The sequence below is a fragment of the Mycobacterium sp. D16R24 genome, from assembly GCF_002013385.1.
Classification (GTDB): Bacteria; Actinomycetota; Actinomycetes; order Mycobacteriales; family Mycobacteriaceae; genus Mycobacterium.
Window position 1 is genome coordinate 98884 of record NZ_MAEV01000015.1, and the last position, 12790, is coordinate 111673.

At 65.0% G+C, this 12790-nt stretch carries 15 protein-coding genes and 1 pseudogene; 8 read left to right on the top strand and 8 right to left on the bottom strand.

Going from position 1 to position 12790, the window contains the following annotated elements:
• The 3 genes from B4383_RS14070 (at position 1) to B4383_RS14080 (ending at position 2191) form a co-directional block, all read left to right on the top strand.
• Entirely contained in the window at positions 1-1281 is a 1281-nt protein-coding gene (locus B4383_RS14070) for a GTP-binding protein (protein ID WP_078291076.1), read from the top strand.
• On the top strand, positions 1274-1963 hold the full coding sequence (locus B4383_RS14075; protein WP_078291079.1) for a sirohydrochlorin chelatase: 690 nt from the start codon (positions 1274-1276) through the stop codon (positions 1961-1963). Before B4383_RS14070 ends, B4383_RS14075 begins: the two co-directional genes overlap by 8 nt.
• Before the next feature lie 75 nt (positions 1964-2038).
• The gene (locus tag B4383_RS14080) at positions 2039-2191 is read left to right on the top strand and encodes a zinc transporter permease (protein WP_078291081.1); all 153 of its coding nucleotides are present in this window, start codon (positions 2039-2041) and stop codon (positions 2189-2191) included.
• A 57-nt stretch (positions 2192-2248) separates the two neighbouring features.
• On the opposite strand, the pseudogene B4383_RS27425 reads toward B4383_RS14080, so the two are convergent.
• The 7 genes and pseudogenes from B4383_RS27425 to B4383_RS14110 all read right to left on the bottom strand — a co-directional run bounded on the left by B4383_RS27425 (position 2249) and on the right by B4383_RS14110 (position 7098).
• Positions 2249-2531, bottom strand: a pseudogene (locus tag B4383_RS27425) (hypothetical protein).
• A gap of 91 nt (positions 2532-2622) precedes the next feature.
• Positions 2623-3642, bottom strand: coding sequence for a TOBE-like domain-containing protein (locus B4383_RS14090; protein ID WP_078291083.1), 1020 nt, complete (start codon positions 3640-3642; stop codon positions 2623-2625).
• 14 nt (positions 3643-3656) lie between these two features.
• Complete coding sequence (gene cysW / locus B4383_RS14095; protein WP_078291086.1) at positions 3657-4472, bottom strand: sulfate ABC transporter permease subunit CysW; 816 nt, start codon at positions 4470-4472, stop codon at positions 3657-3659.
• A complete protein-coding gene (gene cysT, locus B4383_RS14100; protein WP_078291089.1) occupies positions 4469-5368 on the bottom strand; it encodes a sulfate ABC transporter permease subunit CysT in 900 nt (299 codons plus the stop codon). Before cysT ends, cysW begins: the two co-directional genes overlap by 4 nt.
• Positions 5365-6420 (bottom strand): sulfate ABC transporter substrate-binding protein, encoded by a 1056-nt coding sequence (locus B4383_RS14105; RefSeq protein ID WP_078291091.1) that lies wholly within the window; start codon positions 6418-6420, stop codon positions 5365-5367. Before B4383_RS14105 ends, cysT begins: the two co-directional genes overlap by 4 nt.
• A 133-nt stretch (positions 6421-6553) precedes the next feature.
• On the bottom strand, positions 6554-6712 hold the full coding sequence (locus tag B4383_RS27430) for an Ms4533A family Cys-rich leader peptide (RefSeq protein WP_353615242.1): 159 nt from the start codon (positions 6710-6712) through the stop codon (positions 6554-6556).
• A gap of 104 nt (positions 6713-6816) precedes the next feature.
• Positions 6817-7098 (bottom strand): hypothetical protein, encoded by a 282-nt coding sequence (locus B4383_RS14110; protein WP_353615628.1) that lies wholly within the window; start codon positions 7096-7098, stop codon positions 6817-6819.
• A 37-nt stretch (positions 7099-7135) separates the two neighbouring features.
• Between B4383_RS14110 and B4383_RS14115 the strand changes: the two genes are divergently transcribed.
• The 5 genes from B4383_RS14115 to B4383_RS14135 all read left to right on the top strand — a co-directional run bounded on the left by B4383_RS14115 (position 7136) and on the right by B4383_RS14135 (position 12012).
• Positions 7136-8686 carry a hypothetical protein gene (locus B4383_RS14115; RefSeq protein ID WP_078291093.1) on the top strand — a complete coding sequence of 517 codons (1551 nt, stop codon included), beginning with the start codon at positions 7136-7138 and terminating at the stop codon, positions 8684-8686.
• On the top strand, positions 8683-9096 hold the full coding sequence (locus B4383_RS14120; protein WP_078291096.1) for a hypothetical protein: 414 nt from the start codon (positions 8683-8685) through the stop codon (positions 9094-9096). Before B4383_RS14115 ends, B4383_RS14120 begins: the two co-directional genes overlap by 4 nt.
• Positions 9097-9195: 99 nt before the next feature.
• Positions 9196-10254, top strand: a complete 1059-nt coding sequence (locus B4383_RS14125) for a hypothetical protein (protein WP_139360768.1) — start codon at positions 9196-9198, stop codon at positions 10252-10254.
• Positions 10251-10772: a hypothetical protein gene (locus B4383_RS14130; RefSeq protein ID WP_139360769.1), complete on the top strand. Its 522-nt coding sequence runs from the start codon at positions 10251-10253 to the stop codon at positions 10770-10772. Before B4383_RS14125 ends, B4383_RS14130 begins: the two co-directional genes overlap by 4 nt.
• Positions 10759-12012 (top strand): FAD-dependent oxidoreductase, encoded by a 1254-nt coding sequence (locus B4383_RS14135; protein WP_078291098.1) that lies wholly within the window; start codon positions 10759-10761, stop codon positions 12010-12012. Before B4383_RS14130 ends, B4383_RS14135 begins: the two co-directional genes overlap by 14 nt.
• Here B4383_RS14135 and B4383_RS14140 read toward each other — a convergent pair.
• Positions 12002-12790 carry a hypothetical protein gene (locus tag B4383_RS14140; protein ID WP_078291275.1) on the bottom strand — a complete coding sequence of 263 codons (789 nt, stop codon included), beginning with the start codon at positions 12788-12790 and terminating at the stop codon, positions 12002-12004. The genes B4383_RS14135 and B4383_RS14140 overlap by 11 nt on opposite strands.

A 12790-nucleotide genomic window follows, 5' to 3' on the forward strand; every position in this document is an offset into this window, starting at 1 on the left:
ATGAGCGATCTTCTGCGTATTGCCACCGCCGGCAGCGTCGACGACGGCAAGTCCACCCTGGTGGGCCGGCTGCTGTATGACACGAAGTCGGTGCTCATCGACCAATTTGATGCCGTGACAAAGGCTTCCGAGTCACGCGGGCTCGACACTCCCGACCTGTCGCTGCTCGTCGACGGACTGCGCGCCGAACGCGAGCAGGGCATCACCATTGACGTGGCGTATCGGTACTTCGCCACCCCGAAGCGTTCGTTCATCCTCGCCGACACCCCCGGGCATGTGCAGTACACCCGAAACACCGTGTCGGGGGCCTCGACGGCACAGCTGGTGATCCTTCTCGTCGACGCACGCAAGGGTGTCATCGAACAGACCCGTCGCCACGCGGCGGTGTTGGCACTGCTGGGCGTGCCACGGCTGGTGTTGGCGGTCAACAAGATCGACCTGGTGGCCGATAGCGCGCGCATCTTCGAGGCGATCAGCGCCGAGTTCAACGAGCTCACCAGCTCGCTGGGCTGGAAGCCGGAGAGCGTGGTGGAGATCCCCGTATCAGCACTGCACGGCGACAATATCGCCACCCGCAGCGAGCGAACTGGTTTCTACGGCGGGCCGACCCTCATCGAGCATTTGGAATCGATTCCGGCACATGAGGAGTCGAGCAATGTCGGCCTGCGCTTCCCGGTCCAGTACGTGATCCGGCCTCGCACCGCCGAATACCCCGACTACCGCGGCTACGCCGGGCAGGTTGCCGCCGGTGTCGTGCGGGTGGGCGACGAGGTGGTCATCTCCCCCGCCGGGCAGCGCACCACGGTGGCGGGCATCGACACCGCCGACGGGCCACTTGAGGTCGCCGAGGCGGGCCGCAGCGTGACGCTGATCCTGGCCGACGACGTGGATGCATCGCGTGGCGATCTGATCGCATCAACCGATGTGCCAGATCCGGTTTCGGAGATTGAAGGCACGGTGTGCTGGCTGGCCGACAAGCCGTTGAAGGCGGGCGCGCGCCTGCTACTCAAGCACGGCACTCGCACCGTTCCGGCGATCGTCAGCGAACTGGTGGAGCGCTTCGACGAGCAGAACCTGTCGGCCGATCCCGCGCCGGAATCGTTGGAACTCAATGACATCGGGCAGATTTACGTTCGCTTGGCCGAGGCGATCAGTGTGGATGAATACGTCGACGACCGGACGGCGGGAAGCTTCCTGCTGATCGATCCCTCGAGCGGTAACACGTTGGCGGCGGGGTTGGTGGGCGATGCCTTGCGCGCCGTCGAACTGAATCGTGCGTAGTCCAACGCTTCTCGCCGTCGCACATGGGAGCCGTGACCCACGGTTCGCGGAGAACGCGCGCCGATTGGTCGCGCAGGTACGGATGCTCCGGCCGGAGTTGGACGTCCGCCTGGCGTTCCTTGAGTTGTCCGAGCCGAATCTCGTGGACGTGCTGGGCGATCTGAGTGGTGATGCGGTTGTCGTGCCGCTGCTGCTGTCGGATGCCTACCACGCACGGATCGATCTGCCGACCGTACTGTCCTCGGCGCTCTCGGGATCGCGGGTGACGCAAGCACCCGTACTCGGTGCCGATGACCGCCTGCTGCGGCTGGCGCGGCGTCGCGTGGCCGAACTCGGCATCGACAATCCCGGCGTGATTCTCACCGCGGTCGGGTCCTCGGATTCCACGGCCAATGCCCGCACCCGGGCGCTGGCCGCGCAGTGGTCCATCTCGACGACGGTTTTCGCCACCGGAGAGTCGACCACCATTGCCGACGCGGCAGACGCGCTGCGGTCTCGCGGTGCCACGGAAGCCGTTGTTGCACCGTGGTTCCTGTCCCCCGGACTGCTGCTGGACCAGATCCGCGCCGAAGCCGTCCATGCCGGTATCCCGGTGGCAGCACCTTTGGGCGCGGACCGGCTGGTCGCCGAGGTAGTGGTCGAGCGCTACGAAGCCGCGGTCCCGGCGCCGGTGCCGCACTGACAGACCTCCACCCGCGGGCGCCCCTCCCACATCAATATATTGTTACATGCGCATGTCTGCGATAGTGTTGGCAGCGTGACCAGCACCGAGCACAAGACCCACGACCACCCCGACCACGTCCACGGCCCCGACTGCGGCCACGAGGCAGTCACTCACGAGGATCACGTGGATTACATCCACGATGGACACCGCCACGCCCCGCACGGCGATCACTACGACGAGCACTAGAACGCAACAACAAATGGCCCCCGGCGAACCGGGGGCCATTTTCTTGTCAGGCCCGTTTCAGAAACACTCTTCGTCGTGCCCGGCTATGAGCGACAAGAGGGCCTTCTCCCGAAGAAGCATGCGGTGCTCGGTCCCGCGGGAGCCGCTCCCCGAGGCCGTAACACCCCCGGTCAACATGACTGAGCCGACCTCTGCGGACCTCCCAACGCAACGCATCGGACACGGCCTTGGATGCACGCCCATCGGTGCTAAATCCTTTGTGGTCCAACATGTTCACCAGTTCCGACACAGTCGTCGTACCGAACCGATGCACGTACAACGTCAGCAGATACCGCGTCATGACCGCACGATGGCACACGCCACCGACACAACGACATTGGTCGCTCATAACCGGGCACTTGCAGGTGCGCTCCAAAAGCGCGGAAAACGGCTTAGGACGCGACCTCCGCGAGGTCACCCAGGTCAGGAACCCGCGTGACGCGCACGTATACCTGGTCGCCCTCGTGCAGCCCGAGCGCCTCGGCGTCACCCCGGGTGATCTGCGCGGTGAACTGCTCCCCGGTGGCGGCACTGGTCAACTCCACCCGCACCTCGAAACCGAGGTGCACGACCCGCCCCACCGTCGCCTTGGTCACCCCGGTGGTCTCACCGGTGCCCTCCACGGCAGCACGGGACAGGTCGGCGTTGCGTCCCACTCGAATATCGTGCGGACGCACCAGGATTCCATTCAGCTTGGCCACCGGACCCAGGAACGACATCACAAAGCTGTTCGCCGGGCGGTCGTAGAGGTCGTCGGGAGAACCTACCTGCTCGATGCGCCCCTTGTTGAGCACCGCGATCCGGTCGGCGACGTCGAGAGCCTCGGCCTGGTCGTGGGTCACCAGCACCGTGGTGACGTGCACCTCCTCGTGCAGTCGGCGCAGCCAGGCCCGCAGGTCCTCACGCACCTTCGCATCGAGCGCGCCGAAGGGCTCATCCAGGAGCAGCACTTCCGGGTCGACGGCGAGCGCCCGCGCCAGCGCCATGCGCTGACGTTGGCCACCGGAAAGCTGGTTGGGATAGCGCGTGTGAAAACCGCTCAGCCCCACTACTTCCAGCAGATTGTCAACCTTCTCTTTGATCTCGGCCTTCGGCTTCTTGCGAATCTTGAGTCCGAACCCGACATTTTCGCGCACGGTCAGGTGCTTGAAGGCGGCGTAATGCTGGAACACGAAACCGATACCGCGCCGCTGTGGCGGTACACCGGTGACATCACGCCCGTTGATGGTGATCGTGCCGGTATCGGGCTGGTCCAGCCCGGCGATGGCCCGCAACAAGGTCGACTTGCCCGAACCACTGGGGCCCAGTAGCGCGGTCAACGAGCCTGAGGGCACCTCGAAATCAATGTTGTCCAGCGCGGCGAAGTCGCCGTAATGCTTGTTCGCGCCGCGAACGGTAATCGCGTCAGTCATTCTGTGGCTCCTTGCTATTCGCTATTGGCTTTTGCTCGTCGCGCATCAATGACCACCTGGACCACCAGGACGATCACCGCAACAGCCATCAGCAACGCTGAGATGGCATAGGCGCCGTACTCGGCGCCACGCTGATGACGATCGGACACGAGCAGGGTCAGGGTCTGCGATACCCCGGGCAGGTTCGACGACACCATGATCACCGCGCCGTACTCACCCAGTGTGCGCGCGATGGTGAGCACGATGCCGTAGGTCAACCCCCAGCGGATGGACGGCAACGTGATACGCCAGAACGTCTGCCAGGCAGTGGCTCCCAGCGTCGCGGCCGCCTCTTCCTGCTCGGTGCCCAGTTCATGCAGCACTGGCTCGACCTCGCGGATGACGAACGGAATCGTGACGAAGATGCTCGCGAGCACGATGCCCGGGAACCCGAAGATGACCTTGAGCCCGAAATCGTTCTCGACGAACCCGAACACGCCCGCAGATCCCCATAACAGGATCAGCGCCACACCCACCACAACGGGCGAGACCGCGAACGGGAGGTCGATGATCGCCTGCAGCACGGCCTTGCCGCGGAACTTGTTCCGTGCCAGTACCAACGCCGTGGGAATGCCGAAGATGACGTTCAGCGGCACCACGATCGCGACCACCAGCAGCGACAGCTGCAGGGCCGACACCGCGGCCGGCGTGGCGATCGACTCGAAGAACGCGCCGACCCCGGGCTCGAACGTGCGCCACAGGATGAGGCCCACCGGAACGATCACCAGGATGCCGATGTAGAGCAGCGCCGCGTACCGCGCCACATACTTGACCAGCGGTGACGGCGTCACTGCGCCAGCTCCTCTCGCTTGGCCGCACGCGACCCGATGGTGCGCAAGACGAACAACACGACAAACGAAATAATCAGCAGCACAATCGAGATCGCCGCAGCGCCGGTGCGATCGTCGTTCTCGATGAGCGTCCTGATCCACTGCGAAGACACTTCTGTCTCGCCGGGCACCGCACCACCGATCAGCACCACCGAACCGTATTCACCGATCGCCCGAGAGAAGGCCAGGCCCGCACCCGATAACAGTGACGGAAGCAGCGCGGGAAGGATCACCGCGCGGAAGATCGTCCAGTTATCGGCTCCCAGTGAGGCGGCGGCCTCCTCGACGGACTGGTCGAGTTCCAACAGGACAGGCTGCACGGATCGCACCACGAACGGCAGGGTGACGAACAGCAGGGCAATCCCGATACCCCACCTGGTGTGCTGGATGTGAATGCCCACCGGGCTGCCCGGGCCGTACAGCGCGAGCATCACCAGACTCGCCACAATTGTCGGCAAGGCGAACGGCAGGTCGATGACGGCGTCGACCAACCGCTTTCCGGGGAAGTCGTCACGAGTCAGCACCCAGGCCACCAACAGCCCGAAAAACAGGTTGATGACGGCCACCCCGAACGAGACGCCCAGGGTCACCCGGAACGAGCTCACCGCGGCATTCGAGGTGATCGCGTTCCAGAACGCGGTCCACCCGCCACCGGCGGACTGCCAGATGATCGCGGCCAGCGGCAGCAGCACGATGATGCTGAGCCAGATCGATGCCGCGCCGACCCGCAGCGAGGTACTGCCATACCGGCGCCTCAACAGGCCCCCCGGCTGCCCGGCACCAACCTCGCGGTCGGGCCGGGCAGTCGATTTCGGCTCGGAAGCCGGTTCCGTCGACTGTTCCGCAGAGGCTGTCATCCGGTGGCCTTCTTGTAGATCTTGGTGATGCTGCCGTTTTCCTTGTCGAACAACGCCGGGTCAACTGTCTTCCAGCCGCCCAGTTCGGCAATGGTCCACAGCTTGTCAGGCGTCGGGAAGTCCTTGGCGAATTCTGCCGTAACGGCTGGATCGACGGGACGGAAACCGGCCTCAGCCCAGAGCTTCTGCGCCTCCGGGGTGTACAGGAAGTTCTTCAGGGCGTTCACCTTGTCCAGGTGCGCGCTGCCCTTGACGACGGCAACCGGGTTCTCGATCTTGAACGTCTGCGGCGGATTGACGTGCTCGACGTCCTTGCCCTGACGCTCGACGTTGATCGCCTCGTTCTCGTAGCTGATCAGCACGTCACCGCTGCCCTGCAGGAACACGTCAGTGGCCTCGCGCCCGGAACCGGGGCGCTGCTTGATGTGCTCGCCGACGAGCTTGCTGACGTAGTCGATACCCGCCTGCTCATCGCGGCCACCGTTGCTCTTGGCCGCATACGGCGCCAACAGGTTCCACTTGGCTGAGCCCGAGCTCAACGGGCTGGGGGTGATGACCGTGACTCCCGGCTGCAGCAGGTCGTCCCAGTCCTTGATGTTCTTGGGGTTGCCCTTGCGCACGACGAGCGAGACCACCGAACCGAAGGGCACGCCCTTCGTGGCATCGGCATTCCAATCCTCGGAAACCTTGCCCGCCTTGACCAAACGGCTCAGGTCGGGCTCCACCGAGAAGTTCACGATATCGGCCGGCTTGCCGTCGACGACGGCCCTGGACTGATCGCCGGACGCGCCGTAGGAGGTAGTGACCGCGACACCCTTGCCCTCGGCGGTGTTCGCGAATGCCGGGATGATCTTCTTCCAGCCGGGCTCCGGCACGGCGTAAGCGACGAGCGTCAAGGTGGTGTCGGCATCCGAATCTGACTCGCCACCGGCGACATCACTGGATCCCCCACCGCAGGCGGCGAGAACTGTTGCCGCTGTAGCAAGAACTCCGATGTGGCGCCACCGGCGGCCACCAACCGTCTTTGCGATGTTGATCCTGGAGCCGAGCATGCGATGCCTTTCGTGGGATGACGATTACCTGGGACGGATATCTCATGGAATCCCGTGACGACAGAAAGGCAGCGAAACAGCCAGTGGGCTTCGAACTAGCCGCTACCGACACCAAACCGCGGACGGGATGGGTCTAGCGACAACAGTGAACGTCTGCGACCGCGCATGTACCGACCGCAATGAGCGCCAGGATGTGGCGCACGCGGATAACCGGGGCGGCGGAATGCATGAGCGGAAGCGTAGCAGAGCTCTTTGATGCGGTCTTTACGGCCGAACCGGCAGGTAGAAGCATTATTACGTCAACAGACAGTAACTACCGGCTCAACAGCCAGGCGACTATCACCAGAATGGCCAGCGCAATCAGCGCCAACGTGACGCGCGACTGCGGCAAACCGCTCATGAAAGGTCCACCGGGGCGCCCGCGGCTGCCCGATTTTCCATGGAGTGGCGGCGCGCCGCCTGATAGAACCGGCCGAGCCGATTCACCATGCTGAGCAGCAGAAACAAGATCTTGTCACCGGCCACGGCCATCGCGTACGCCAATACCAATACAACCGGCATCACGATGATCGTTTGAAGGATGAAGCCGCGTCCGCTGAGCCACAGCTCCACGCCATCCCACCAACTCAGGAGGCCGATCACGCTGTCGCTGTTCACGCGGGCCAGTTTACGGACCATCCCGCGGCCCGTCCGGCGCAGGGCAGACTGGACACCGATGAGCCACTTGCGCGCGATGTGCCTGTTCCTGGTGCTCGTATTCTCCGCACTGTTCAGCGGGGCCCCCGTCGCGGCGGCGGATTCGGCCGCCGCGGGCGCCGACGTGCAGGTGGCGCTGAGCCTGGGCGAGCGTGAACTCACCGTGGTGGCCCGCCGGGTGACCAGTATTCCCGGCCCGCTGCGCGTCGATGTGATCACCCACCGCGGCACCGCGGCCGGCCCGCTCCGGGCGCAGATCGTGCCCACCGGCGCCAGCACCGATGACTATCAACCCGCTCCGGGGGTCCCCATCTCGACGGCGATGGTGGTCCTCGGTGAGAAGCCCGGCCCGTACGGTGCGACGCTCGATATCGACCGCGCCGGGCCGGCCGACCTGACGATCAGCGACGGTGCACACACCGCCCGGATCCCGCTGGTCCTCATGGGTCAGGCGATGTCACCATCCGAACGAGTGGCCTATCTGGGTCTGGCCGCCACGGGCCTGCTCCTGGTCGTCTCACTCGTGGTGGCGACCCGGGTCCGTCGTGGTGTGTGGATCGCGGTGCCGGTGACCGCCACGGCGACGGCCCTCGCGGTCGCCATCACCGGCGCGGTGCTGTCGATATCGGCGCCGCCACCACCCCAGCCCGGCCTACAACGGGACCCGACCGTCGAGAACACCGCCAACCCCTACCGGCTGGACCGTCCCGCGGTCACCGACTACTCCCGGCCTTCGGCCGCGCTCATCGCCGAACAGTCCGAGCTGGATTCGGATCGCGCGACGGACATCTACTTCTCACTCATCGACACGGCAACCGGCCTGCCCGCCGACGACCTGGTCATCCACGACAGCGCGTTGATCCACCTCCTGGTGGTGGCCCCGGACGGGCGGCTATCCCATCTGCATCCGATAAGGGTTGCACCGGGCCGCTATTCGGTACCTCTCTTGCCCGCGGTCGCGGGTCGGTACGCGGTCTCGGCCGAGTTCGTGCGACGTGGCGGCGGCGTACAGACAGCGCGCTTGCCGGGTGGACTCACAGCGCGTGGCGGGAAGCCTGCACCGTCGGCACCATTCGACGGACCCGGGATGCGCATGATCGACGGGCTGCACGTGCATGTGAGCGCCACCGGCTTGCGTGCGGGGCGGCCGACGACGCTCTCCGCCACGGTCGGGGCCGACCCAGTCCTGCAGCCGTGGCTGGGCATGCTCGGTCATCTGGTGATCGCCGGCCCGATTCCCCGTGACACCTCCGCGGGCGATCTCGGCGCTGCGGTGCAGGATTCAGCGGTCTGGGCCCACGCTCATTCCATGGGCGGCCACGGCGGCACCAATATGCCCGGCATGGAACATGGTACCGATCATCAGTCTGCGCAAAATGATTCGATGCCACCCATGGTTGGAGCCCCACCACTCAACGGTGACAGTCCACCCGACGAGACGGTGGCCGCCTTCGGGCCGGACGTACCGTTCACCTTCACATTCCCCAAGCCGGGCCGGTACCTCGCCTGGATTCAGGCACAGCGTGACTATCGAGTACTGACAATCCCGGTACGACTGGATATCTCATGACACGTCAGGTGTGGGCGGGGCTCGCGGTGATAGTTGCCGCGGTCTTGGGGTTGACGTGGATCGCCTGGCCCAGCGCACCCAAAGCCGTCACCCTTTATTCCGGCACCGAGCACTACGCCATCACGGTGACCGTCGATAATCCCCGCGTTGGGATCACCGCGCTGGAGCTCGCCGTCGCCAGCAGGGAAAATGGCAACCTTCCTGAATCCGAATCGGTGTCAGTCGAATTGGTGATGCCCCTGATGGGCCACGCCATGCCACCGCTGCGCGAGGTGGTGTCCTGCCGTACGACGTTCGACCAGGTGATGCTGTCTATGGCCGGGCCCTGGGACATCGTCGTGACTGTCACGCCACCGTCGGGTGATCCCGATGAACGCACGACAATGCCACTATGGGTGAGTGGTGGTTGAGGTGAGCCCCGAGACAAGTACCGTGAGCGTCGGTGCCCAGCAGGTGCCGCGAGTTACCCGCGCCACCGTCGAGAAGTACGCACGCTGGGGGCGTACGGAGTGCTGCTGGGCAGCGTCGTGGGTGCGGTGGGGACCACCTGGGACGTGGAATGGCATGACGATGTGGGCCCCGATACGTTCTTCACGTTGCCGCACCTGTTCCTGTACTCCGGCAGCGCGATCGGTGGAATCACCAGCCTCGTCATGGTTTTGATGGTCACTGCCGCTCAGCGCGCGGGCGAAGAGGTACCGCGCTGGGTGGGTGGTGTGCCCATTCGCGTGTTCGGCGGCAGATTCACCACCCCCCTGGGCTTCCTGCTCTCCGGCTGCGGCGCCGCATCATTTCTCACGTATGGGCTGTTGGATCTGTGGTGGCACACGGTCTACGGGTTCGACGCGGTCCTGGCCTCTCCCCCTCATTTCGCACTGTTCGTATCCGGGACGCTCACCGACCTCGGCAGTGTCATCACCTTCGCGGCAGCACGCCGATTCCGCTGGGGTGCGGTGGGTTTGATGGCGCAGGCGTCTCTGGTCGCGGCGATGACCGCCATCCCGTTCACGGCACTGTTCCTCTTCAAGTTCGACTTCAACCCGATTTCTCTGGGCTCGGCGTTCATCGTTCCGCTCGTGCTGCTGCTCATCGCGGGCGTCTTGCGGTCAACGCTGGCACCGCTCGGCGTCGCGGCGATCATGGGCGCCATTCAGGCCATCTTCTGGTGGTTCTCACCCTGGGCCGCACACGAATACGCCGCAGCGGTGGGATTGCCGCTACGCGATGGCCTATGGGCAGGCCCACCCACGATCCCGGGAATGATGCCGATGTTTCTCGCGATCTTCGCCGCGCTCGCCGCGGGGCTGCTGTATCTGGCACGCGATCGCACATGGCAACGGTGGCCGATGACCGCCATCGGTGCGATTCTGGGATCGGCCGCGGGCGCGGGATATCTGCTGCAGGGAGCGATGCTGTATCGCCAGGGCTCCGAAACCGTGAGCAGCTACGTCACCGTCGGCCTGGCGGGTCTAGTGCTGGGCGCGATCGCCGGATTCCTGGCACAACGCATCGCACTGATGTTGCGGATCCCCGGAAACGACGTCGACACCACGGAGGCCGTCGCGTGAGACACGCCCGAATCGTGTTGTCACTCTTAACCGTCATCGGCATATCCCTCGGACTCAGCGCTCCCGCCCATGCCTATGCGCCGGTGAATGTGGTGCACACCGAACAGGTGACGGCAGGCCCGTATCCGCTGACTGTCGGGTTCTCGACGTGGCCGCTGCGCGCCATGCAATCACTGGATTTCACGTTCATTCCCGTCGATGGGATCACCGGAAAGTCCGGCACCCTGACCATCGTGTCGCCCGACGGTCAGCAGGGGCGTGCCGAGCCGCTGGCGCGCCACCCACGCAAGCGTGAGGTCTGGGGCTTGGACGTCCGGGCGCTGCAGGAAGAGGGGCACTACCAGTTCATCTTCGACATCTCCGGACCGCAGGGCCCCGGGAAGGGCACACTCAACCTGGACGTGCTGCCCCAGCCCGGGCCGCCGCTGGCGTTGAGTTGGACGCTGTCGTTGATACCCGTGTTCGCGTTGGCCGGGGTCGTGATCGTGGCGTGGAGGAGGACTCGTGACCAAACCTGATCTGCCGCAAAGCACCACGTGCGCCGTCGCCGGCGGAGGGCCCGCCGGAATGATGCTGGCACTACTGCTCGCACGCGCCGGCGTCAATGTCACCGTGCTGGAGAAACATCCCGACTTCCTGCGGGACTTTCGCGGGGACACCGTGCATGCCAGCACGCTGAACCTGCTCGACGAACTGGGGCTCGGTGCGAAGTTCGCGGCCATGCCACACAACCTGGTTCAGCAGGTAACCGTGGACCTGGGCGAGCAGACGTATCGGCTGGGCGACCTCAATCGGCTTCCCGGACCGCACAAACACATCGCGATGGCACCCCAATGGGACTTCCTGGAAATGCTGGCGAGTGCCGCGGAGCTCGAACCCACCTTCCGGCTGCTGCGCAGCACGGAAGTCTCCGGGCTCCTACGAGCCGGCGACCGCATCACCGGTGTTGAATACCGCACCGCCGCGGGAGAAACCGGCCAGCTCAAGGCGGACCTCACAGTCGCCTGCGATGGCCGTGGCTCGGTGCTTCGTGCCGCGGCCGGAATGCGGCCGCGGCAGTTCGGTGTTCCGATCGATGTCTGGTGGTTCCGACTCCCCAAGCATCCCGATGACCCGCAGGGGCCGCGCGCACGGGTCGGCGCCAACCGATTCATGGTGATGCTCGATCGCGGCGACTACTTTCAATGCGGCTACCTCATCGGCAAGGGCACCGACTCGCAGATGCGCAGCGGCGATGTGCAGGTGCTACGGGACAGGATCGCCGAGATGGTGCCCTGGCTGGCCGACCGCACCGATGCCATCGCCAGCTGGGATGACGTGAAACTGCTTGATGTGCAGCTCAATAGGCTCCGCAAGTGGTACCGGGAGGGGCTACTGTTCATCGGCGATGCCGCGCACGCCATGTCTCCGGTCGGCGGCGTCGGCATCAACCTCGCCATCGCCGACGCCGTGGCCACCGCACGCATCCTCGCCGAGCCGTTGCGTCAGGGAACCCTCACCACCGCCGACCTACGCACGGTACAGGTGCGCCGATGGGGACCGACCGCCCTGATCCAGCGGGTACAGCGGGCCGTCCACCGACGGGTGTTCTCGGCGGTGGACTCCACGACCACCGTCACCCCGAGCACCAGGATCGCGTCAGTGCTGTCCGTTGCCACCAAGTACCCATGGTTACAAGCGATTCCGGCCTATGGCGTGGCGATCGGACCGCTACCCGAGCACGCGCCCGATTTCGCACGCCGCTTTCCTACTGGCTGAGCACCTGCTGCATCCCGGGCGCCACCCGGTCACGAATCTTCTCCCACGGCACGGTGACCGGCACAAAATCTCCCGCGACGTGCGGGACGGAGACATAGAAGGTCAGCCCGCTGGGCACGGGTAGCCAGTGCAGGAACTGCTCGGACTTCATGTCCTCCGCAGCCTTGATGCGATCAGGCGGACCAAGCTCCAGAGCCAATTTCCGCAACTGCACTCGGGCCGCCTCCTGATCGAGGAAAACCTCGTCGAACATCACTGGCTGGGCCGTATCGGTATTGATGGTGATGGTCGCCGCCGACTGGTTGGGGTGTGCACCGCCCCCATCCCAGAGAAATACCGCGAGGCCCGCCACCACATGCGGGCCGATGAAGGAGACCCGGCTCGATTCGCGTACGGCCAGCTGCCCGTCGCCTATCGTTGCCGGTTTCGTGAGCTTCGGATCATCCAAGTCGCGAATCACATCCTGAAGTGCCGCACGCATGCCTTCGTTGAATCTGTCCCGAGCGGCGGACTTATCCCCGGTCACCTGCGGCAGCTGGACCTTGTAAGTCACTCGCCCCTGCTTTCCGGCCTCCTGCTCCAGCGTTGGATTGAAGCCAAAGGCGGGCTTCGCGGTCGGCGGCGCTTGCGCCGGGGTAAGGGACACAGCCGGTTTGGCTGGTGTTGTGCTGGTGGACGGCGGGGCTTCAGAGGGCTGCGCGGGTTGTTCCGGTGGTTTGAGACATCCGGCGACAACACCACACATCAACACCAGCATCACCACAAGACGTGACTTCAC

Excerpts from the sequence above, each read along its gene's own strand:
- B4383_RS14070 (WP_078291076.1), top strand. The coding sequence starts at position 1 with ATGAGCGATCTTCTGCGTATTGCCACCGCCGGCAGCGTCGACGACGGC.
- B4383_RS14090 (WP_078291083.1), bottom strand. The coding sequence starts at position 3,642 with ATGACTGACGCGATTACCGTTCGCGGCGCGAACAAGCATTACGGCGAC.
- cysT (WP_078291089.1), bottom strand. The coding sequence starts at position 5,368 with ATGACAGCCTCTGCGGAACAGTCGACGGAACCGGCTTCCGAGCCGAAA.
- B4383_RS14105 (WP_078291091.1), bottom strand. The coding sequence starts at position 6,420 with ATGCTCGGCTCCAGGATCAACATCGCAAAGACGGTTGGTGGCCGCCGG.
- B4383_RS27430 (WP_353615242.1), bottom strand. The coding sequence starts at position 6,712 with ATGCTTCTACCTGCCGGTTCGGCCGTAAAGACCGCATCAAAGAGCTCT.
- B4383_RS14110 (WP_353615628.1), bottom strand. The coding sequence starts at position 7,098 with ATGGTCCGTAAACTGGCCCGCGTGAACAGCGACAGCGTGATCGGCCTC.
- B4383_RS14115 (WP_078291093.1), top strand. The coding sequence starts at position 7,136 with ATGAGCCACTTGCGCGCGATGTGCCTGTTCCTGGTGCTCGTATTCTCC.
- B4383_RS14120 (WP_078291096.1), top strand. The coding sequence starts at position 8,683 with ATGACACGTCAGGTGTGGGCGGGGCTCGCGGTGATAGTTGCCGCGGTC.